Here is a 20,344-nt window from a genome sequence, read left to right as displayed (position 1 = left end):
GAACTCTGCGTGAGCGCATGAACTGCGCGTGAGCGCACCAGGAACAGGAGCGGACATGGGAATTGCAGTCGGATCGACGGTCTCGGGACGCGTCGTCGTCATCACCGGCGGCGGAACCGGCATCGGCGCGGCGATCGCCGAGCGGTATGCCGCAGAGGGAGCGCACGTCGTCGTGGTCGGGCGGCGGCCTGAGCCGCTGCGCGCCGTGGCGGATGCGGTGGGCGCTCACCCGATCATCGCGGACGCCGCCGACACGGCATCCGCCCAGGCTGCGGTGGCCGAGGTGCTCGCGACGTTCGGGCGGCTCGACGTGCTGGTCGCGAACGCCGGTGGACACGGCTTCTCACCCGTCGCCGACACCGACGACGACAGCTGGGATGCGGCGATCCGCGCCAACCTCACCACGGCGTTCGTCATGGCGAGAGAGGCATTGCCGTCGCTGATCGAGGCGAAGGGGCAGATCGTGATCGTGTCGTCGCTCGCCGGTCTCTTCGCGGGGCCTTCTGTGGCCGGATACACGGTGGGCAAGCACGCTCTGATCGGGCTCACTCGCACGTTGGCTCGCGATTACGGGCGCAAGGGGGTGCGAGTGAATGCGATCTGCCCGGGGTGGGTGCAGACGCCGATGGCGGACGACGAGATGGACGAGTTCGCCACCCATGCCGGGCTCGGTTCGCGCGAAGAGGCGTATGCGACGGTGACGGCGGATGTGCCGTTGCAGCGGCCGGCTCGGCCGGCCGAGATCGCGTCGGTCGTGCGGTTTCTCGGGTCGGGGGAGTCGTCGTACGTCACGGGTGCCGTGATCGTGGCGGACGGCGGATCCCACGTGGTCGACGTGCCGACGATCGCGTTCGATCGGGCGGGGATGTGAAGGGTCTTCTGTTCGCTCTCGGTCCTGAGGTGCCGTCGCTCTGCTGCCTGGCTCGCTGTCTCTCCGCGCCTCGTGCGACGACTCGCGCTGCATAATTCCGATAGGCCGAGATACTTGCGCTGATCTGGGGGAAAAGTGGGCTCTTTCGGGTCTCGAATGTCGGTGGTCCTGGGTTGACTGAGGGGTATGAACAGCACCACGGAGCTCCTGGATCGGGTCATCGCTGACCTCGATGCGGTGCTGTCCGACGATGCACTTGCGGGGCTGAGCGATGCGGAGCGGGTCGCGGTGTTGCAGGGTGCGGGGGCGGCGTTCCGGCGGGTCGAGGCGGTCATCGTCGAGACGGTTGCGACGGCTGACATGGGCGACTTTCCGCATGCGGCGGGGTGCCGGGGTCTGAATGAGTTGTTGCAGCGGACGCTGTTGGTGGATGTGCGGGGGGCGAGCCGAGTCGACAGGGTGGTCGATCTGGTGCGGCGGCCGTTGAGTCTGGCGGGGGAGAGGATGCCGGCGCGGTGGTCGGAGATGCGGCTGGCGCTGCTCGACGGGGTGGTCGGGGTCGCGGGGTTTCTGGCGGCGACGGGTCCGATCGAGCGGGTGTGGGATCGGCTCACGGTCGAGCAGCGGTTGGCGGCGGATGTCGCATTGGCGGGATGTGCGCGCGGTCACGGACTCGACATGGGGGACGATGAAGACCTGGATGCGGCTGAGGTCCCGGATGCGGCCGGTCCGTCACCGACCGTGCAGGACTTGAAGAGCCTGGCGGAGGATCTCGCGTCGATGTTCGATCCGGATGGTGAGGAACCGAAGGACGAGGACGCGCGGCGTCGTCGCGGGATCACGATCGGCAGATTGAAAGACGGCATGCATGCGATCCGCGGGTACCTGACCCCGGAGGCGGCCGCCCAGTTGCAGCTGATCATGGATGTGTTCCTCAACCCCAAAGGCGACGGGCCGCCCATGCCGGGGGTGTTCTTCACCCCGAGCGCCGATGCCGAGGCCGATTCTCCCGATACGGAGTCTCGCGACGCCGACTTTTCGGGTGCTGACGCGGACGTGGATGCGGATCCGGAGGAGACTGATCCGTTCAATTCCGATCCGCGGTGTGTGCTCGATGACCGCACCGCGGCGCAGAAGCGCCACGACGCCCTGACCGCAGCTCTCGGCATCGCTGCCCGGCACAGGGACATGCCCACCCTCGGTGGAGCATCACCGGTCGTCGTCGTGACCGTCGACGCGAAAGACCTCGCGAACTACGCGGCGGGTGCCACCGGTGCCGCCTTCGGAGCCGCTGAGGCCGGATCGAGCGGAGTGAGCGGCAATGGTGGGTGGGCGACGATCCCCGGATCCGGCGCTCACGTGCCGGTCTCGGTGGCGGCGCAGGTCGCGTGCTCGGGAGCGATTCAGCGGGTGCTCATGGATGAGGGCCGCATCATCGGCATCACGACGACGGATCGGGTGTTCACGGTGCATCAGCGGCGGGCGATCATCGCCCGCGACAAGGAGTGCCTGATCCCGGGGTGCCATGTGCCGGCGTCGTGGTGTGAGATCCACCACGTGACCGAACACGCATGGGGTGGCCCGACGCATATGGATAGCGATGGGCCGTTGTGCTTGTTGCATCACCGTTCCCTCGGCACGTCGGGGTGGGAGATCCGCATGAACGAGGGTCTTCCCCAGGTGCGGGGACCGGCATGGTGGGACCCCGCACAGCGCTGGCGCACACCACGACTCAGCGCAGCGCGAGTGAACCTTCCCGCGCGCCTCGCCCGCACCGGATGACATGGGCGAGATCATCCACATCGTCACGAACAGTTCGCGTGCGCTTCAACGGCACACCGTCGAGCGCTACGCGGAGAGCCACCGATGCGTGGGGCCTCAGCGCGTCATCGAAACGACGTCACCACCGCATCCCCGATGTGGCGGGCCTACGCCACCGCGTCACCGAACGGTGAGCTCGAACCCGTCAGCGGTCGGCACCACGCCGACCTGCGTGAGGTCGTCGACGTGGAAGGTCGGCTGATGAGACGTCGCGTGAGAGCCCACGCCGATCACCCGCATCCCTGCGGCATGGGCGGCCTGGATACCCGCGCCCGAGTCCTCGAACACCACGCAGTCGGCAGGGTCGACGCCGAGCAGCTTCGCGCCCAGCAGGAAGCCCTCGGGGTCCGGCTTGGATGCCGACACGTTCTCCGCGGTCACGGTCAGCGACGGCACCGCGAGTCCTGCCTGTCCCATGCGGGCGTTCATCAGCGTCACGTCAGCAGAGGTGACGATCGCATGAGGGTAGGGGAGCAGAGCCTCGAGCAGCACGTCGGCGCCCTCGATCGCGATGACGCCGTCGACGTCCTTGCTCTCGTTCGCCAGCATCACGGCGTTCTCTCGGATGTTGATCTCGTGATCCCGCTCGGGAAGCATGATCGCCATGCTCTGATGTCCCTGGCGACCGTGCACCACGCTCAGCACCGTCGAGGGGTCGATTCCGTGCGGCGCGGCCCACGCCAGCCACAGACGCTCCACGACGGCGGTCGAATCGACGAGAGTGCCGTCCATGTCGAGCAGGACGGCGCGGGCGCTGATGGTCTCGGTCATCCCCTCAGGCTACTGCGCAGCCGTCAAAGTCCGAGGCGAGACCGCCTCACCCACCGAGGTAGGCGCGATGCAGCAGCTGCGAATCCTCCTTCAACGCCTCGGCCGTGCCCTGGAATGAGACGCGGCCGCCGGCGACCACAACGGCCTCGCGAGCCAGCCCGAGGGCGAGCTGCGTGAACTGCTCCACGAGCAGCACGCCGACCCCGGACTCGGCGATCGACTTCACTATCGGCATGAGCCGCATGAAGACGACCGGCGCGAGCCCGAGCGACATCTCATCGATCAGCAGGATCCGTGGGTTCGCGGCGAACGCGCGGGCGAGCACGACCATCTGCTGCTCGCCACCCGACAGCAGAGCGGTGGGCGAGTCGATGCGCTTCTCGAGCTCGGGGAACTGCGCGAGCGCAGCATCCAGTTCCGCAGGCGTCCGCGCGGTGAGCGAGATGTTCTCGCGCACCGTCAGCGACGGGAACACGGCCCGCCCCTGCTCGATGTGCACGATGCCACGGCGAGCCCTCGACACCCGGGACAGCCTGTCGATCGGCTCGCCGTCGAGCATGAGCGACCCCGCGGAGTGCGGGGTCACGCCCGACACCGATTCGATCAGGCTCGTCTTGCCCGCCCCGTTCGGGCCCACCAGCGCCAGCACTTCGCCACCTCGCACCGTCAATGACACATCCGAGATCACCGGACCCGCACCGCGGCTGACCGTCACCCCTTTCAGCACCAGTTCGCTCACTTCAGCAGCTCCGTCTCTCCCATGTAGGCCTTCACGACCGCCGGGTTCGCGAGCACCTCGGCCTGCGGCCCGCTCGCCAGCACCCGGCCGAAGTCGAGCACGGTGAGCGTCGGGCACACCGAACGCACCAGATCCAGGTCGTGCTCGATGATGATCAGCGCCACGCCGTAGCGCGCGGGCAGCTCACGCAGTCGCGCCGCGAGAGCAAGGTGCTCGTCGTGCGACAGGCCGGCCGCCGGTTCGTCGAGGATCAGCAGCCGCGGCCGGGAGATCACGTTGGCCGCCACCTCGACCAACCGTCTGGTACCGACATCGACACTCGAGAGACGGGCACCCGCCGAAGGGCACCCGAAGAACTCCAGGACCTCGTCGATGTCCGATGCCGCAAGTCGCCGCCGCGCGACGAACCTCACGTATGCGCCGACGGTGAGCGAGGGCGGCACCCTGTCCTGCTGGAAGGTCCGGCGCAACCCGAGTCGTGCGCGTCGCGTCGGCGAGAGGCCGGCGAGGTCGCGATCTCCGAGCAGCACCCGACCGCCGTGTTTCGGCAGAAAGCCGCTGATGGCATCGACGAAGGTCGACTTGCCCGCTCCGTTCGGACCGATGAGCCCCATGACCGACGCCGCGGGCACCTGGAACGACACGTCGTCGAGGGCCTTCAGAGCCCCGAACTGCACCGTGAGTCCCTCGACCGTGAGCACGGGCGCGCCGTCCAGCGCGCGCTCGTCGACGGTCGCGGTGGTCGTGGTCGTGATGGCCAAGTCACCCGCATCGGCATCGGCAGGCAACGCCGTCAGTGTCGCCGACGCCGTCTTGCGATCCGCGCGCTTCCAGATGAGGGTGCGGATGCCCTGCCCGAGGTTGGTCCCGCTGGTGATCGCCTGCACACCGAGCACGCCGAAGACGACGAACGCCCAGTCCTGCGGCACGCCCCAGCGCTTGAGCAGCTCGGGCACGAGCACCCAGAGGATGCCGCCCAGGATCGCCATGTCGATCAGGTGCGCTCCTGACATGACGGCGAGGACGTACAGGGCGAGTGACTGCAGCGGGGTGAAGCTCGATGCGAACGGCAGTTGCACCTGACCGGCGAGCAGCCCACCGGCGATGCCTCCGAGCGCAGCCGAGACGGCGAAAGCGGTGAGCTTCGCGCTCTGCACGCTCTGGCCGGCCGCCGCGGTGCCGCGCTCCGAGAAGGCGACGGCCTTCCAGCTCGAGCCCCACCGTCCGCGCTGCAGGAAGAACACGCCCACTGCGCAGACGGCGAGCACCACGACCGACAGGAAGAAGAACTCGCGGTCGTTCGAGAACATCGTGGGGCGCTCGACGGCCGTGCCGTCGGCAGACCCGGGGAACTGGATCTGTACGAGGGTGACATCTGCGGCAGCGGCGAAGCCCAGCGTGACGACGGCGAGGTTGACACCGCGCAGCCGCAGCGCCGGAAGCCCGACGAGGATGCCGACGAGGCCGGCGGCGATGCCACCCAGCACGAGCCAGACGACGAAGCCGCCCGGTGCCTGCATGACGTTCAGCAGAGATACGATCCAGGCCCCCACCGCGGCGAACGTGAGCTGGCACAGCGCGATCATGCCGGCCGAGCCGGTGACGATGCCGAGGCCCAGGATGGCGATCGCCGCGACGACCGCGCTGATCGCGAGGAACACGAAGTAACCCGGGAGGGCCGCGCTCAGGATGGCGCCCACTCCCACCGCGGCGAGGGCGACGGCCAGAGGCCAGGACAGACGGAACCAGGGACGGTCAGCGAGCGGCATCCCACACCTCCTTGCGCTGCGTCCACAGGAGCAGGACGACGATGAACAGGAACGGGAGGAAGTTGCGCACGAGCGCGACCTCGTCGATCTGCGCGACGAGACCGCCGAGCACGCCGAGCACGACTCCGCCGACGACGGCGAGGTCGAGTCGGCGGAAGCCGCCGAGCAGCGCGGCGGCCGCGGCGGGGACGATGAGCATCGCGAGGCTGGTCGCGTCGTTCGACTGCGACGGCGCGATGATCATGATCGCGATCGCGCTGATCACGCCCGTGACGAACCAGACAGCGATCGACAGCGGACGCGATCGGATGCCGAGCAGCTCGGCGGTCGTCGGCCGCTCCGACAGTGCGCGCAGCTGCGTGCCGACTCTCGTGCGGCGCAGGACGATCCGCACCGCGACCGCCGTCACGATCGCCATGACGACCGTGGCGATGGTCACCTGACTGATCACGACCCCGCCGAGGGAGAACGCGGGGCCGGCGATGATCGGTGTGAACGGCTGCGGCTTGTTGCCGAACAGGATGAACGAAAGCGAGATCAGCAGCAGCAGGGGACCGACGGTCATCGCCGATCGGGTGGTGGTGGAGGCCTCGGAGAGCCAGGTCGCGGCGATCCATCCGATCGCGGCGGAGAGGATTCCGCCGACGAGCACGCCGAGGACGGAGCCGAGCCAGATCGGCACTCCCAGTTCGCTGACGAACCATACGGCGCTGAAGGCGCCGAACATCCCGGTCGCGGCCTGAGCGAAGTTGACGACACGCACGAGGCGGGACATCAGTGTCAGGCACACTCCGAGGACCGCATAGAGACCGCCGGCGGCGAGACCGGCGATGGCGCCTTGCAGCATGAGGTGTCCTTTCTGGTGTGAGGGGCGGCGGACCTGCCGCCGAGAATGCGCTCGGCGGCAGGCGAGGTGCGGCTACTCGCCGATGCGGAGCCAGTCGTCGGCGACCTTCTCCCAGGCGTTCGTGCCGGATTCGAGGACGATCGGCCAGCCGGCGGTGTTCTGTGTGCCGAAGGCATAGGGGGTTCCGACCATCGGGTTCTCGATGGGGTCCATCCCTTGCAGCGCCTCGGTGACCGTCTCGCGCGTGATGTCGCCGTCCATTCCCTCGAGCACCTCGATGAAGTAGGTCGCCGCGAGGTATCCGCCCTGACTGAACGAGGTGAGGGGGATGTCGTTGGCCTCCATCAGCTCCCTCCAGTCGGCGTTGATCTCGTCATCGTCGGTGAAGGGGTAGAACTCGGCCGGGACGTAGATGCCGGCACCCGCGTCGTCGATCGCCTCCGCGAAGTTCTCGCTGTAGACGCTCGTCAGATAGAGCCACGTCACGTCGTCCCAGCCCTGGGCGTTGGCGGCCTTGACCTGGCCGATCGCGTCGGGTTCGACGGGGTTGATCGCGAGCGCTTTGCACCCCTGCTCGCGGGCTTTCACGATGTAGGGCGTGTAGTCCGAGGCGCCGTAGGGCACGGTGTCGTCGACGTACTTCGGCTCTTTGCCGGTGATCTCGGTCCACTTGTCGATCGCGGCCTGGTAGGTCGGGCGCGTGGAGCCCGCGATCTCGAGCAGGATGCAGATGTCGTCGAGGCCGAGCACCTCCGAGCCGTACTGCAGGGTGAGGGTCATGTCGTTGAAGGGACCGACGTTCGCGGGGGAGATGTTGTCGCTGGCGAAGCACCCGGTGTCGACCCCGATGCCCGGGAGCGACAGGATCTCCTCCTGCTCGTAGTACTTCGCGTTGATCTCGCACTCGATCAGGCTGGCGGAGCCGACCAGCGCGACGGCACCGTCGCTGCCGACCAGCTCACGGGCGGATGCCGTCGCGGTCGCCGGGTCTCCCTTGTCGTCGAGGGTCTTGTACTCGATGGTGCGTCCGTCCAGGCCTCCGGCCTCGTTGAACGCGTCGAACACGGCGGCCGCCGCGAGGGATGCCTCGGGGAACGTCGCCGGGCCGCTGATCGTGTTCACGGAGCCGACGACGATGGGGGTTCCTTCGCCGCCTCCGCTGCCGTCTCCGCCGGCGCAGCCGGCCAGGGTGAGGGCTGCCACGGCGATGAGCGCCGCAGTGCCGGATACTCGCTTGTTCATGTGATTCCTGCCTCTCGTGTGCGTGGGGACTGCTGTGGTCAGTCGCGCAGTGCGCGGTTGACCAGTTCGGTGTCGGTGAACTGCTCGAACGCGACGACCCGGTGATCGGTCAGGCGCCAGACGTGCGCGACGCGGGCGGCGAAGAATCGGCCGGTCGCGCGGTACGTACCCGAGTAGGTGCCGATGCCCACGACCACGTCTCCGCCGTCGATGACCTCGTCGATCGCGACCGTGTAGTCGTCCCACTCGTCTTGGATGCGCTGGAAGACACCGGCAGCCACCGCATCCGGTCCCAGGTACGTGCCGGCGTAGGGGAAGCCGGCGGCCTCGGTCCAGCTCACGTCGTCGGCGAGCGGTGCCAGCATGCCGTCGAGGTCGCCGCGGTCGCTGGCGGCATAGTGCTCTGCGATGATGTCTGCGTTGCTCATGATGGCTCCCTGTCAGGGTCTCGGTGCCGGGTCAGACGGGCTGAGCGTCGGGGTAGTCGACGGAGCCGAGCGGATAGATGTGGCCGCCGCCGCGCGAGTGCTCGGCGTCGCCGTCGCCGTTGAGGCCGAGGAAGATCCCGGTCGTCATCAGCTGATACCCGAGGTCGTGCAACCAGACGCTCGCGACGGCGATGCGGAACTCGCGGAAGCAGAACAGGTAGAGGCCGTCCGCGAACTTCCAGACCGTCGAGAGGTCCATGTCGCCGTGCCCGCGCTGCACACCCTCCAGGCACTGCCACGCATAGCGCTGGCTCGAGACGTAGACGTGCTCGTAGAGGTGATGGGGGCTGTACCGGTAGATGTTGCGCTTGCCGATGAGGTCGCGGCTCGGCCCCGGCACCTCGCCCGTCGCGGGGCCGCCATCGGTGGTCGCCGCCCAGAACTCCTGCCCGACCTGCGGGGTGCCCTCGACGGCCTCGGCCGCGATCCGCGACCGCACGACGGTCGCCCGGTGCGTCGTGGTCGAGTAGACGACAGTGATCGCCTCCCGCTCCCGGCTCTCGAGCGGGATGTTCACGAAGACGACGTCACCGCGCACCGCCACGGCGTCGTAGGGATCTGTGCCGGAAGCCCCGAGGCCCGACCAGGTGACGGCGATCGCGTCGAAGTCCAGGGCTAGCGTGGACTCGTCGTCGAGTGTGAGGACGAGCGAGGTGCCGTTCAGAGAAGCGTTCGGCAGCCGGAACGTGTCGATGCCCGCGGCGAACTCGTCGTACGTGCGCCATTCGTCGAGGGCGGAATCGGTCGTGACAGGGGCGGTCATGGGGGTCCTGACGTCGCATCCAGCGGAGCATCCTCGCTCCGGGCATCGCGTCATCGCGGTGCGCTTGCCCCATGCTCCGGCGGCGCACGGCATCCACTCAAGAGAAGCGTCGCCATCGCGCGCCGACAGTCAACCGGCGTGCCCTGCAGAGCAAGGACACATCAGTCGGACCCGTCGGAGACGGTTCGCGGGCGCGAGCTCAGCGCCCGCACGGCGCCCGCTCAGCGCTCGCTCAGTGCGCCGCGCGGTACTCGCTCGGCGAGATCCCGAACGCGGATTTGAACGCGCGGCTGAAGTGCGCCGCGTCGACGAAGCCCCAGCGCGCGGCGATCGCGGCGACGGGACGATCGGCGAGCATCGGGTCGAGCAGATCGCGACGGCACTGCTCGAGGCGGCGCGTGCGGATCCACGTCGAGACGGTGACACCCTGCTCCTGGAACAGCCCGTGCAGGTGGCGGGTCGAGATGAAGTGCGCCGATGCGATGGTCGCGGGTCCGAGATCGGTCGAGGCGAGGTTGCGGTCGATGTACGACCGGATGCGCTGCACGAGAGCACGATGAGGGTCGGCCGACATTCCGTCGAGGCCGAGTTCGCGCGTGAACACCGTCGTGACGAGGTCGAGGGCGCTGTGCGCCAATCGGGCCCCCGTCGTGCCGGCGAGCTGATCGAGGTTTCCGGCGAGCTGGGTGAGATAGGGAACGACCATCCCGCCGAGACCGCCCTGACCCGAGATGCGCACAGCGGTGAGCTGCCCGATCATTTCGGAGGGAAGGCTGATCAGATGCTTCGGGAACATCACGACCATCGTGCGGAAGTCGTCGTCGAACACCAGGGAGTACGGCCGGTCGGTGTCGTAGACGGCGAGGTCTCCGGCCTGGAGCACTGCTTCCCGGTCGTCCTGGATCAGCAGCCCGGTGCCGGCGAGCATCAGGCTGAGCTTGAAGTACGACCGGTCGCTGCGCGCGATGAGCTCGGGCGTACGCTCCACGACATGGGATGTGGCGCGCACCTCGTTCACGTGCACCTCGTCGACCGACGCCCCGCGGATGATCCCCCGGAAGTGATCGGGCCCTGCCGTCGACACCTGCAGGGGCACGAAGGACTCCGAGACGGCGGCCCGGAACTCGCTGATGTTGCGAGCGACGAGAGTCGACACCGATTCGGCCGGGGCGGCTGCACCGTTCATGAATGATCACCTCGGGTGGTGGAACGACGACGTTGTATACGATCCGTGCCGTGATGCTATCACCGGCGCGGTCCGGAGGTCGAGGCTTCTATGATGTGGGCGGAGGCCAGCGATGCGATATCTCGGCGAGAAGGTCAGGCAGGTGCTGCGTCAGCTGCGCGGACCCGACACGGCGGACGCGGTGTTCGAGGCCACCGCGCTCATCGTCGGGGCGGTGTTCTTCGTGCTCGGGTTCGCGATCGGGTGGCCGGTCTTCTGGGGTCACGAGATGGCGATCAGCGGCACCGGCTCGATCGGTGCTTTCGCGGCCTACGGGGGCGCGATCACCGCCGTGCTGGCCTTCGCGCTCGGCCGCCTCGTGGTCAGACCCGCGACGGTCGCGCCCGACGGCACCCGCGATGGATTCAGCGTTCCGGGTGATCGGCTGCGCTGGTACGACCTGGCCGCGATCGCCTTCGCGCATGCGGCGATCGCCTATCTGGGGTGGCTGGGCATCGCCGAGCTGCTCGAGCGCAGTTTCACCGGAGCCCCGGTCTTCGCCTTCCCCGGAGCGATCCTGGTGGCTGTGGCGTTCGCGCTCACCGCCTACGTGACGTTCCTCAGCGCCGTCGCGCTCACGCCGACGGTGCTGTCGCTCGTGCTCGCGGTGTTCCTGGTGGTGGGCGCCTTCGCCGCGATGCTCGCCTCCAGCGACGTGTACTGGTGGCAGGACAACCTCTCGGCCCTCGGCATGAGCACCAACAGCGCTTCGGCCGCTTTCAACGTCACACTGATCATCGCCGGCGTCATGGTCACGACGATCGCGCGCTACGCCACCGCGGGGCTGCCGGTGGACGACCCGGTCGATCGGCGTGGCCGCTTCATGGTGCGCGGCGGTCTGATCCTGATGGGCATCTTCCTCGCGTGCGTCGGGATCTTCCCCGTCGATGAGTTCTTCCTCGTGCACAACACGGTGGCCACCGGCATGGTCGTCGTGTTCGCGGTCGTCGTGGTGGGGCTGCCCTGGTTCCTGCGCACGATCCCTCGGGTCTTCGTGGCATTGGGCTGGGCCTACGTGCTGGTGATCATCCTGCTCGCGTCGTTCTTCGCGGTCGGCTACTACAACCTCACGGCCGTCGAGCTGATCGCTGCCGTGCTGATCTTCAGCTGGATCATCGTGTTCCTGCGGACGGCCGGGTCGGTCGATCCCGCGCGCCGGCACGAGCCGGTGTCGGCCTGAGGTCGGGCCTTCAGCGCAGCGGCTGTGTGGCGTCGGCGGTGCGCTGCAGGGCGTGGACGGTGTGGGCATGCCGGCGCTGAGCGACGCCGACGAACAGGCAGTCGACGACGGCGAGCTGTGCGATCCGGCTCACCATCGCCCCGGCACGGAGTCGCGGTTCGCGAGCACGAGTGAGCAGGGCGTGGTCGCAGCTCTCGGCGACGGGTGACGATGACCCTCCCGTGACGCCGATCGTGACGCCCGCCGCAGCCCGCGCGGTCTGCAGGAAGTGCACGGTCTCACGGGTCGCTCCCGAGTGCGAGAAGCCGATGGCAACCGTCTTCCTGGCTCCGAGCGACGCTGCGGCGCTCGCTTCGTGCGAGTCGGTGAGCACGATCGCCGCATGCCCGATGCGGAGCAGCTTGCGGCCGAGGTCGGCGGCCGCCTGTCCGCTCGCGCCGATGCCGAAGAGCAGAACGCGATCGGCGTCGTCGATCGCCTCGACCGCGGCCGCGAGGCTGTCGTAGTCGAGATTCGCGATGGTTTCCTCGATGGCCAGCAGCTCGAGCGCGGCGACCTTCGCCGTTGCCTCACGCAGCGTGTCGGCCGCGGAGATCTCGGAGCCGAAACCGGATGCTGCAGGGAACTGCACCGATTCGCGGCCGAGCTCGGTGGCCAGCGCCATTCTCAGTGCGGCGTAGCCGTTCACGCCGATGGCGCGGCAGAAGCGGACGACCGAGGCCACCGAGGTGTCGCATCGTGCGGCGATCTCGGTGATCGTGCTGTCGACGACGATGGTCGGATCGTCTGCGATCGTCCGAGCGACGCGTGCCAGCGACGGTGGCAGCTTCTCGGCTGCTGTGGCGATCGTCGTCTGGATGCTCATGGCGCTCCTGGCGTGAGGGCGGGTTTCGGGCGTGTGAACAATTCTTTCATGACTGAGGGGTGTTGCGTAGACTATTTCCATGTCTTTTCCGCGAGCCCTCGTCGCCGTCGACCTCGGCAAGTCGCGATGCCGTGCGGTGATCTCCGGGCCGCGGGGCGCGGACGATCACGGTGCTCACCGCCGACCCGTGTACGACGGCATGGGGGCGCCCGGGCTGGCGGCCGCAGACGGTGTCGCCGCAGCACTCGCCGCGATCCTTCCGGTGAAGGAACGCCTCGATGAGTCGGTCTCGGCCGTCTCGGTGGGCGCTGCGGGAGCCTGGGCCGCCCCCGAGTCCGCGGCAGAGCTGGCGAACGGCCTCGCTGACGCATTCCAGGCGCCGGTCGCGGTGACCTCTGACGTCGTGTCCGCGCATGCGGGAGCGCTCGACGGTGGGACAGGAGTGCTCCTGATCGCCGGTACCGGTGCAGCGGCCCTCGGCATCGACGGCGAGGTGGCCGCCCTCGTCGACGGATGGGGTCCAGAGCTGGGCGATTTCGGCAGCGGATCCTGGTTCGGGCGCGAGGCGCTGCGTGCTGTCCTCCGCGCCTCGGCCGGCCTCGCACCCTCGACAGCGCTCACGGATGCGGTGGCCCCGACGATCGGCGGCCCCGCATCGATTCCCGCCTGGCTCTCGTCCGGCGGTGCCCTGCCTCGGCGCCTCGCGACCCTGGCGCCGCAGGTGCTCGATGCGGCAGAGAGCGGCGATCCCGTCTCGGCGGAGATCGTCGCCGAGGGAGTCGGCCTTCTCGTCGCGTCGGCCGTCGCCGCGTCTTCGGGCAACCATGATGTCGCCCTCCACGGCGGGCTCACGGAACACGTCTGGTTCCGCGCAGCCCTCGACCAGGCGCTGCGTGCCGCAGGCCGCACTGTCGTCGTCTCTGTCGGTGATGCCCTCGACGGAGCGCTCCTGCTCGCGGAGCGCACTGATCTTCCCCATGAAAGGTTCGTGCATCGTGCCGAATGAACACGCCAGACTGACCGCGCTCCTCGACGTCCTCTCGACGCTCGGCACGGAGGCGTCGACGACGGAGCGGGGCGATCTCGACCTGCTCGAGACTGCCGAGCTCGTGCGGCGCATGAACGCAGAGGATCACCGCGTCCCGACCGCTGTCGGCGAGCGGAGCGCGGAGATCGCCGCGGCCGTCGACGGCATCACCGAGCGCTTCCGCGCCGGCGGGCGTCTCATCTACCTCGGAGCAGGCACCGCGGGTCGCGTCGGAGTGCTCGACGCCAGTGAATGCCCGCCGACCTTCGGCACGGACCCCTCGATGGTCGTGGGACTGATCGCCGGGGGTGAGACGGCGATCCGCGCTGCGGTCGAGAACGCCGAGGACGACGGCGAGGCTGCGGCGACCTCGCTGTGTGAACTCGGGCTCACCGAGCGCGACACGGTCGTCGGCATCTCGGCGTCGGGTCGCACGCCGTACGTCGTGGGCGGCCTCGAGTTCGCGCGGGGCGTCGGCGCGCTCACCGTCGCGATCGCCTCGAACCCGGCATCCGAGATCGGTGCCGTCGCCGAGATCGCGATCGAGGTCGTCACCGGGCCCGAGTTCATCTCGGGGTCGACGCGGCTGAAGTCGGGGACGGCGCAGAAGCTCGTCGTCAACATGCTCACCACCCTGTCGATGATCAAGCTCGGCAAGACGCACCACGGCGTGATGGTCGACCTGCTGGCCACGAACGAGAAGCTGCACGCGCGCTCGATCCGCACGGTCACCGAGCTCACCGGCGCCGGGGTCGACGAGGCCTCCGAGGCTCTGGACGCGGCCGGAGGCTCTGTGAAGCTCGCGATCCTGATGATCTCCACGGGGGCATCCGCAGACGTCGCGGCTCACGCGCTCGACGAGGCCGACGGAATCCTGCGCGTCGCGATCGCCCGACTCTCGTGAGGGGCACGTTCGCCGCGTGCTTCCGTCAGGGGCTGCCCGATGACGACGACCCACTCACCTCCGACAGCGACGCCGACGCTCAGTGGGCGCAGTTGCAGCCGTTGCCGCCCCCGCAGCATCCGGCATCCGCAGAGACGTGCGCCTGCGACGATTCCGGCACGTCCATCGCGGGGTTCTGATCGAGGAAGCCGTTCGGCTTGAACCAGAATCCGGCGTAGTCGACCGGCATGATCGGCCAGTCCTCCGGGCGAGGGAAGTGCGTGAGGCCGAAGGTGTGCCACAGCACGATGTCCTCGCCGTCGAGCGAACGGTCGCCGGCCGAGTACTCCGGCAGCCCTGAGCCGCCCTGATGGGCGTTCGGGTATCGACCGGCCGGCCAGATCTGGCCCTGCTCGTGCTGCGTCGCCCACAGGTGCTTCGTGGCGAAGGTCGCGCGTGCGGCAACCGACGACGCGGGGTCGGCCATCAGCAATGCGGTGGGCTGGGGGATCAGGTGGTAAGCGGTCGGGCGTCCGACGCGGTTGATGCGCGAGGTGCTCTGCACCTCCCAGGCACGCGCGACAGACGTGTCTGCGTCGCGCTGCGCCTCGCCCTCGGAGAGCAACTGCGTCTCCGACCACGTGAACGCGTTGCCGAACGGGTTGTCCGGCCCCATCGGGATGCGCTGGGCGTCGATCTCGAACAGGCGGTTCTCGTCGCCGTCGATCGCGACATCGAGCCGGGCGCAGAACAGGTGCTGGTGCACCGGGGCGAATACCCCGGGGGCGAGCTCGGTGGCGTGCTTCTGCCGCACGCCGGGTTCACCGGCGCCCGCGAACACGATTCCGGTGGCCTTGGCCACGACCTCGATCGAGCCGTCGAGGTAGAAGTGCCAGTAGAACCCGTAGTCGTAGTTGCCGATCGTCGAGAAGTACGACACCACGAAGCGGCGCGACCGGCGCACATCCGAGCGGCCGTCGAGGTCGGTGTGCTTCCAGAGGATGCCGTAGTCCTCCTCGTGCATGCAGACGACGTTGGGGATGCGCACCGGGTGGCCGTGATCATCGGCGACGTAGCCGTCGAGATAGCGGATCACCCCCAGGCAGTCGCAGCCGAGCTCGAGATGGTTCGCATTCTTGCCGAGCAGGTACTCGCCGGCGTCGAAGTAGCTGATCCAGAAGCGACCCGGCGCCGTGTCGCCATAGGGCACGACCATCTCGGGCACGCTCGCCCTGCTGAGCACCGAGCGTCCGTCGAACGCGACGTCATGCAGCACGAGTCCTTCGCGAGCGTTGAAGCTCACCCTCATCGACCAGTTCTCCCACTCGACGAGCGATCCGGTGACCGCGAAGCTCGGTCCCTCGGGCTGCGTGATCTCGATGGGCTTGAGCGACGTGCGCGCCTCGCCCTGCACCTCGGGGTAGTAGTTGCCGTGGCCCGCGGGCACCGGCACATCGCCCTCGTCGTCGATGCGGATCACGCTTCCGGCGGTGAGATCGATGTGCACGACCAGTCCCTCTACGGGGTGCGCCCAGGGGGAGTCGTTCTCGTCGTACTTCAGGAACGTGAGGGAGCGGATGACGCGGCGCCCCACCTCGTCCGCGCGGCCCGTGTAGCCCGGCGCCAGCGGGCCGCAGAAGGCGAGCTCCATGTGGTCTGCGAGTCCGCGGCGGGTCATCGCCGCCTGCCACTCGGGTGAGGCCTTCGCGATCGCCTCGGCGCGCTCGTACTCCTCGAACAGGTACTGAGGTTGGCCGTACGGGGGCGCATCGTTGGGAACCCGTTCGTTGCGCACGACCTCACCGCGGGTGATCGAGACGACGACCTCGGTGGCGACCCCGCTGGCGGTGTCGAGCAGGGTCGCGTCGACCCGACGGTCGATGGGGGAGCCGGGGGTCCATGCGGCGAGCTCCTGCTTGGTGGGTTCGTCCGGCAGGAGCATCGGGACTCTGACGGTGTCGCCGAGGAGCCCTCCGGACTCGAGCACGGCGCGGGCTGCGGCGATCTCGGCGCCGCTGAGCGGGTCGAGCGGATGCGGGGTGGGGATCCGGTCGATGGAGACGGGCTGGCGGTGGGACATCGGCGTACCTCACTATTTCGAGCGATCGCTCAATAAACGGATTGGAACGATGGTACGACGGTGCGGCGGGGTGCACAAGAGTGCACCCGGGATCGTCTCTGCGAGAAGATCGGAGCGGATGCGAGTGCAGAGCGCGAGGTTCGGGGCGCCGGGTTCAGGCTCGCCAGGGCGAGAGGATGCTGTCGAGCACCGCGAGGTGGGCTTCGGCGCCCCAAGGCTCGGTGACCTCCAGGACCTGCTGGCCGTAGGTGATCGAGCGCAGCAGTGACATGACCGCCTGCTTCGGTGTGGCGGCCGTCAGCTCGCCGTCGGCGACCGCCTCATCGAGGGCCTCGCTGATGCCGTCCTGCCAGGTCGCGAGCGTGGGGGATCCGGCATCCGGGGAGGAGGCGAGCGTCGCGAGGCGTCCCCAGAATCCGACGACCACGTACGCCTCGGTGCGCGTCTCCGCCTCGACGGGAAGGACCTCGCGCATCAGGGCGTCGAGTCTGTTCAGCCCACGCAGCCCCGTGGTCACCGATCGGATCCGCTCGTCGGTGCGGCGGGTGATCTCGGCCGCGGCCGCGCGGATCACGTCATCGAATCCGTCGAAGTAGTGCCAGAGCGATCCCGTCGCGACGCCGAGCTCTTTCGCCACCGCGCGAGACGACACAGCCTCGTGGCCGTCGCGGGCGGCCACGGCGAGCAGCGCCTCGGCGATCTGCCGGCGGCGCTCATCGTGGTCGACGACACGGGGCACCCGCCCATCCTGCCGTATCGCATGCGGGTCTAGCTATTTTGAGCGAGTGATCAATATAATCCGAGTCGTGGATCACATCCTCCCCGCAGCGTCGTGGCTGATGGCGCTCGCCGCCGTCATCTCAGCCGCGGCCTGCGTCGCGGTCTGGCGGGCCGTGCCGTGGCAGGGGAGGCAGAGCGCGCTGATCATGGCGGCGGCGATGGTCGCGATGGCGGTCACCGATGGCGACGCGATGAGCGGTCTGGTGCTCGGGATCGTCCTTCTCGTGTCTGCGATGCTCGGCACGGCAGGCGTGCGGGGAACGCCCGCGGCGGCCACCTGCTGCCACCGTGCGCTGGTGTCGCTCGTGATGGCGATCTGCTCGTTCGAGAGCCTGTCGACGGGCGAGGCTGTGGTCGAGTCAGGCGGCCACGGCGGCCATGGTCTCGACGGACTTCTCTCGGGATTCGTGATCGTGGGCGTCATCGGAATGGTGCTCTGGACGGTCGTCTCCGAGTGGGTGCTCGTGCCCGTGCATCAGGGCCGGACCGCCCGCCTGCTCGCGATCGAGTCATGGGCGATGGCGGCCGGTGCCACGGCGATGTGCGTGGGGTTCTGAATCCGCGGTGTCGAAGCGGGTGACCGCCGAGACGGCGTCTCGGCATGATGCTGTCCGAGCGTCAGTGCGCGCCACCGAATTCGATCAGCACGACGCCCAGAGCGATCAGGGCGACGCCGATCGCCATCAGCACCGAGAAATGGTCCTTGAAGATCACGCGGCCGAGGATCGCCGTGATCGCGACTCCGGCCGCTGACCACACCCCGTAGGCGACGCCCACGGACATGCCCATGGCAAGGATCGTTCCGAGCAGGGTGAAGGCTGCGAGGTAGCCGACGACGATCACGGGGATCCACCTCCGGCGGCGGAGGCCCTCCGACGCGCGCAGGCTCAGGGTCGCAGTCACCTCGCTCGCGATCGCGAGGGCGAGGAGCAGCCAGGTCATGCTCCGACCTCCGCTGGTGCCTCGCGCTTGTGCGACCCGAGCTCGACGAGCAGCACGCCGAGCACGATCGCACCGATGCCGACGATCTGCACCGACCCGAGCAGCTCGTCGAACAGCACCGTGCCCATCACGGCGGTGAGAACGACGCCGATCGCCGCCCAGATGCCGTAGGCCACGCCCACCGGCATCCCTCGATCGAGCACGATCGACAGCAGCCAGAGCGAGCCGGTGTATCCGACGACCACCGGAATGAGCCACAGCGGATGAGTGAAGCCCTCGGCGGCGCGCAACGACAGCGTGGCCGTGACCTCGAGGGCGATCGCGATCAGCAGCGGTGGCCACGGCGACGGGCGGGAGTGGTCGGTCATCTGGAGCCTTTCGACGCGGGGAATGCCCCGGGGGACAACGCTTCGGATACTCGCAGGATTCCCTGTCGCGCAGGTGAACGACGGCCGCGAAGCCGCGATTTCAGAACCCCGCAGCGCGGCGCGTACCCTGGAGGCATCCCCCGAAGCTCACCCGGCAATCTCGCGCGCCGGCGACCTCGGCGCGCTCACACATGCAAGGACGCAGATGAACGTAACCGCCGCACCCCATGACGACTGGACGGCGAGAGAAGAGCTGGCCGAGCGGATGATCCCGCTCATCGGTGCGCTCAAGCGCGAACGCGACGTGGTCACCTCCCTCCACGGCCACCGGCTGCTCGGGCTGTCAGCCACCGGCATCGTCGAGGTGCACGACAGAGTGGCTCAGCTCGGGCACGAACGGCTGGCGGTAGATGAGACCCTCGCGGTGCTCGAGGGGGTTCACGAACTCGCTCCCGGCGCCTCGTCGCTCGACCTCGCTCGGCTCGCCGCAGGTCACGCCGAGAGTGACCTGCCGCTCGACGCCTATCTGACCGAAGCCCTCGCACCGGCGGTGGGTGCGGTCGCCGCAGCGCCCACCGACGTCGTGCTCTACGGGTTCGGACGCATCGGGCGGCTGCTCGCCCGCATCCTCATCGCGCACAACGGCGGTGGCAGCGGTCTGCGGCTGCGGGCCATCGTCGTGCGCCGCGGCTCGGAGAACGACCTCGTCAAGCGCGCGTCACTGCTGCTGCGCGACTCCGTGCACGGCCGCTTCGCCGGTTCCGTCACGGTCGATGAGGAGGCCGAGGAGATCATCGCGAACGGCACCCGCATCCAGGTCATCTACTCCGACGACCCCGCGACGATCGACTACACGGCATACGGCATCCACGACGCGATCGTCGTCGACAACACCGGGCGCTGGCGCGATGAGGCCGGTCTCAGCCGCCACCTCGAATCCACGGGTGTCGCACGCGTGCTGCTCACCGCCCCCGGCAAGGGAGCACTGAAGAACATCGTGCACGGCATCAATGACGACACGATCGAGCCCGACGACCGCATCATCACTGCAGCGTCGTGCACCACGAACGCGATCACGCCCGTGCTCAAGGCGATCGACGAGGCCTACGGCATCGTGCGCGGGCACGTCGAGACGGTGCACTCGTTCACCAACGACCAGAACCTGATCGACAACTTCCACAGCGGCGACCGGCGAGGGCGCTCGGCCGTACTCAACATGGTGATCACCGAGACGGGCGCGGCCAAGGCCGTGGCGCGGGCGCTCCCCGAGCTCGAGGGCAAGCTCACCGGCTCGGCGATCCGCGTGCCGACCCCCGACGTGTCACTTGCCGTGCTGCACCTGAGTCTCGAGCGGCCGGCGGTCAAGGACGAGCTGAACGACTACCTGCGACGCGTCTCGCTGCACTCGAAGCTGCGCCAGCAGATCGACTACGTCGAGAGCCCGGAGGTCGTGTCGACGGACTTCGTCGGCTCGCACCGCGCCGGCATCGTCGACGGCCTCGCGACCATCGCGAACGACCGCGACGTCGTGCTGTACGTCTGGTACGACAACGAGTACGGATACTCGTGCCAGGTGATCCGCGTGCTCGAGGTCATGGCCGGCTCGCATCCGATCGTGCTCCCGGAGCGTCGAGAGGTGACACTGCACGGCTGAGTGCTCTGTCGGTCTCACCGGGCATGATG

General features: G+C 68.6%; 20 protein-coding genes. 7 read left to right on the top strand and 13 right to left on the bottom strand.

Annotated features, from left to right (window positions below; all coding sequences use genetic code 11):
- Positions 1–55 precede the first annotated feature (55 nt).
- Complete coding sequence (locus tag ACLKOY_RS06245) at positions 56–871, top strand: SDR family NAD(P)-dependent oxidoreductase (RefSeq protein WP_436452874.1); 816 nt, start codon at positions 56–58, stop codon at positions 869–871.
- A gap of 186 nt (positions 872–1,057) precedes the next feature.
- Positions 1,058–2,653, top strand: a complete 1,596-nt coding sequence (locus ACLKOY_RS06240; RefSeq protein WP_436452873.1) for a DUF222 domain-containing protein — start codon at positions 1,058–1,060, stop codon at positions 2,651–2,653.
- A gap of 159 nt (positions 2,654–2,812) precedes the next feature.
- Here ACLKOY_RS06240 and ACLKOY_RS06235 read toward each other — a convergent pair whose 3' ends face one another.
- The 8 genes from ACLKOY_RS06235 to ACLKOY_RS06200 form a co-directional block, all read right to left on the bottom strand.
- A complete protein-coding gene (locus tag ACLKOY_RS06235; protein ID WP_140036506.1) occupies positions 2,813–3,463 on the bottom strand; it encodes an HAD-IA family hydrolase in 651 nt (216 codons plus the stop codon).
- A 46-nt stretch (positions 3,464–3,509) separates the two neighbouring features.
- Positions 3,510–4,202: an ABC transporter ATP-binding protein gene (locus tag ACLKOY_RS06230; protein WP_436452872.1), complete on the bottom strand. Its 693-nt coding sequence runs from the start codon at positions 4,200–4,202 to the stop codon at positions 3,510–3,512.
- A complete protein-coding gene (locus ACLKOY_RS06225; RefSeq protein WP_436452871.1) occupies positions 4,199–5,971 on the bottom strand; it encodes a branched-chain amino acid ABC transporter ATP-binding protein/permease in 1,773 nt (590 codons plus the stop codon). The genes ACLKOY_RS06230 and ACLKOY_RS06225 overlap by 4 nt, the downstream gene beginning before the upstream one ends.
- Positions 5,958–6,818, bottom strand: coding sequence for a branched-chain amino acid ABC transporter permease (locus ACLKOY_RS06220; RefSeq protein WP_436452870.1), 861 nt, complete (start codon positions 6,816–6,818; stop codon positions 5,958–5,960). The genes ACLKOY_RS06225 and ACLKOY_RS06220 overlap by 14 nt, the downstream gene beginning before the upstream one ends.
- A gap of 72 nt (positions 6,819–6,890) precedes the next feature.
- A complete protein-coding gene (locus ACLKOY_RS06215) occupies positions 6,891–8,060 on the bottom strand; it encodes an ABC transporter substrate-binding protein (RefSeq protein WP_436452869.1) in 1,170 nt (389 codons plus the stop codon).
- Positions 8,061–8,098: 38 nt separating this feature from the next.
- Positions 8,099–8,488, bottom strand: a complete 390-nt coding sequence (locus ACLKOY_RS06210) for a nuclear transport factor 2 family protein (RefSeq protein WP_436452868.1) — start codon at positions 8,486–8,488, stop codon at positions 8,099–8,101.
- A gap of 31 nt (positions 8,489–8,519) precedes the next feature.
- Entirely contained in the window at positions 8,520–9,311 is a 792-nt protein-coding gene (locus tag ACLKOY_RS06205) for a MoaF C-terminal domain-containing protein (RefSeq protein WP_436452867.1), read from the bottom strand.
- Between the two features lie 232 nt (positions 9,312–9,543).
- Complete coding sequence (locus ACLKOY_RS06200; protein ID WP_436452866.1) at positions 9,544–10,497, bottom strand: helix-turn-helix domain-containing protein; 954 nt, start codon at positions 10,495–10,497, stop codon at positions 9,544–9,546.
- A gap of 112 nt (positions 10,498–10,609) precedes the next feature.
- On the opposite strand from ACLKOY_RS06200, the gene ACLKOY_RS06195 reads away from it, so the two are divergent.
- Positions 10,610–11,716: a DUF998 domain-containing protein gene (locus ACLKOY_RS06195; RefSeq protein ID WP_436452865.1), complete on the top strand. Its 1,107-nt coding sequence runs from the start codon at positions 10,610–10,612 to the stop codon at positions 11,714–11,716.
- Between the two features lie 10 nt (positions 11,717–11,726).
- Here the strand turns inward: ACLKOY_RS06195 and ACLKOY_RS06190 are convergent, their stop codons facing one another.
- Entirely contained in the window at positions 11,727–12,581 is an 855-nt protein-coding gene (locus ACLKOY_RS06190) for a MurR/RpiR family transcriptional regulator (RefSeq protein ID WP_436452864.1), read from the bottom strand.
- Between the two features lie 79 nt (positions 12,582–12,660).
- On the opposite strand from ACLKOY_RS06190, the gene ACLKOY_RS06185 reads away from it, so the two are divergent.
- Together ACLKOY_RS06185 and murQ are read left to right on the top strand one after the other, a co-directional pair.
- Entirely contained in the window at positions 12,661–13,587 is a 927-nt protein-coding gene (locus ACLKOY_RS06185; RefSeq protein ID WP_436452863.1) for an N-acetylglucosamine kinase, read from the top strand.
- On the top strand, positions 13,577–14,512 hold the full coding sequence (gene murQ / locus ACLKOY_RS06180; protein ID WP_436452862.1) for an N-acetylmuramic acid 6-phosphate etherase: 936 nt from the start codon (positions 13,577–13,579) through the stop codon (positions 14,510–14,512). The genes ACLKOY_RS06185 and murQ overlap by 11 nt, the downstream gene beginning before the upstream one ends.
- Before the next feature lie 79 nt (positions 14,513–14,591).
- On the opposite strand, the gene ACLKOY_RS06175 is transcribed toward murQ, so the two are convergent.
- The gene (locus tag ACLKOY_RS06175; protein ID WP_436452861.1) at positions 14,592–16,571 is read right to left on the bottom strand and encodes a primary-amine oxidase; all 1,980 of its coding nucleotides are present in this window, start codon (positions 16,569–16,571) and stop codon (positions 14,592–14,594) included.
- Between the two features lie 154 nt (positions 16,572–16,725).
- On the bottom strand, positions 16,726–17,310 hold the full coding sequence (locus ACLKOY_RS06170) for a TetR/AcrR family transcriptional regulator (protein WP_436452860.1): 585 nt from the start codon (positions 17,308–17,310) through the stop codon (positions 16,726–16,728).
- A gap of 67 nt (positions 17,311–17,377) precedes the next feature.
- Between ACLKOY_RS06170 and ACLKOY_RS06165 the strand changes: the two genes are divergently transcribed.
- On the top strand, positions 17,378–17,908 hold the full coding sequence (locus ACLKOY_RS06165) for a hypothetical protein (protein ID WP_436452859.1): 531 nt from the start codon (positions 17,378–17,380) through the stop codon (positions 17,906–17,908).
- A 61-nt stretch (positions 17,909–17,969) separates the two neighbouring features.
- On the opposite strand, the gene ACLKOY_RS06160 is transcribed toward ACLKOY_RS06165, so the two are convergent.
- The gene (locus ACLKOY_RS06160; protein ID WP_436452858.1) at positions 17,970–18,293 is read right to left on the bottom strand and encodes a DMT family transporter; all 324 of its coding nucleotides are present in this window, start codon (positions 18,291–18,293) and stop codon (positions 17,970–17,972) included.
- Positions 18,290–18,661: a DMT family transporter gene (locus tag ACLKOY_RS06155; RefSeq protein ID WP_436452857.1), complete on the bottom strand. Its 372-nt coding sequence runs from the start codon at positions 18,659–18,661 to the stop codon at positions 18,290–18,292. The genes ACLKOY_RS06160 and ACLKOY_RS06155 overlap by 4 nt, the downstream gene beginning before the upstream one ends.
- 205 nt (positions 18,662–18,866) lie before the next feature.
- On the opposite strand from ACLKOY_RS06155, the gene ACLKOY_RS06150 reads away from it, so the two are divergent.
- Complete coding sequence (locus ACLKOY_RS06150; protein ID WP_436452856.1) at positions 18,867–20,315, top strand: glyceraldehyde-3-phosphate dehydrogenase; 1,449 nt, start codon at positions 18,867–18,869, stop codon at positions 20,313–20,315.
- The last annotated feature ends 29 nt before the right edge of the window (positions 20,316–20,344 follow it).

This window comes from Microbacterium sp. K2 (assembly GCF_051365005.1).
In the GTDB taxonomy this organism is placed as follows: domain Bacteria; phylum Actinomycetota; class Actinomycetes; order Actinomycetales; family Microbacteriaceae; genus Microbacterium; species Microbacterium foliorum_B.
The sequence above is the reverse complement of the archived record's forward strand: the minus strand, read 5'-3'. Positions and strand labels throughout refer to the sequence as shown.

Bases quoted from the DNA above. Each gene is read 5' to 3' on its own strand.
- ACLKOY_RS06245 (WP_436452874.1), top strand. From the start codon at position 56: ATGGGAATTGCAGTCGGATCGACGGTCTCGGGACGCGTCGTCGTCATC.
- ACLKOY_RS06240 (WP_436452873.1), top strand. From the start codon at position 1,058: ATGAACAGCACCACGGAGCTCCTGGATCGGGTCATCGCTGACCTCGAT.
- ACLKOY_RS06235 (WP_140036506.1), bottom strand. From the start codon at position 3,463: ATGACCGAGACCATCAGCGCCCGCGCCGTCCTGCTCGACATGGACGGC.
- ACLKOY_RS06225 (WP_436452871.1), bottom strand. From the start codon at position 5,971: ATGCCGCTCGCTGACCGTCCCTGGTTCCGTCTGTCCTGGCCTCTGGCC.
- ACLKOY_RS06220 (WP_436452870.1), bottom strand. From the start codon at position 6,818: ATGCTGCAAGGCGCCATCGCCGGTCTCGCCGCCGGCGGTCTCTATGCG.
- ACLKOY_RS06215 (WP_436452869.1), bottom strand. From the start codon at position 8,060: ATGAACAAGCGAGTATCCGGCACTGCGGCGCTCATCGCCGTGGCAGCC.
- ACLKOY_RS06210 (WP_436452868.1), bottom strand. From the start codon at position 8,488: ATGAGCAACGCAGACATCATCGCAGAGCACTATGCCGCCAGCGACCGC.
- ACLKOY_RS06205 (WP_436452867.1), bottom strand. From the start codon at position 9,311: ATGACCGCCCCTGTCACGACCGATTCCGCCCTCGACGAATGGCGCACG.
- ACLKOY_RS06200 (WP_436452866.1), bottom strand. From the start codon at position 10,497: ATGAACGGTGCAGCCGCCCCGGCCGAATCGGTGTCGACTCTCGTCGCT.
- ACLKOY_RS06195 (WP_436452865.1), top strand. From the start codon at position 10,610: ATGCGATATCTCGGCGAGAAGGTCAGGCAGGTGCTGCGTCAGCTGCGC.
- ACLKOY_RS06190 (WP_436452864.1), bottom strand. From the start codon at position 12,581: ATGAGCATCCAGACGACGATCGCCACAGCAGCCGAGAAGCTGCCACCG.
- ACLKOY_RS06185 (WP_436452863.1), top strand. From the start codon at position 12,661: ATGTCTTTTCCGCGAGCCCTCGTCGCCGTCGACCTCGGCAAGTCGCGA.
- ACLKOY_RS06175 (WP_436452861.1), bottom strand. From the start codon at position 16,571: ATGTCCCACCGCCAGCCCGTCTCCATCGACCGGATCCCCACCCCGCAT.
- ACLKOY_RS06160 (WP_436452858.1), bottom strand. From the start codon at position 18,293: ATGACCTGGCTGCTCCTCGCCCTCGCGATCGCGAGCGAGGTGACTGCG.
- ACLKOY_RS06155 (WP_436452857.1), bottom strand. From the start codon at position 18,661: ATGACCGACCACTCCCGCCCGTCGCCGTGGCCACCGCTGCTGATCGCG.
- ACLKOY_RS06150 (WP_436452856.1), top strand. From the start codon at position 18,867: ATGAACGTAACCGCCGCACCCCATGACGACTGGACGGCGAGAGAAGAG.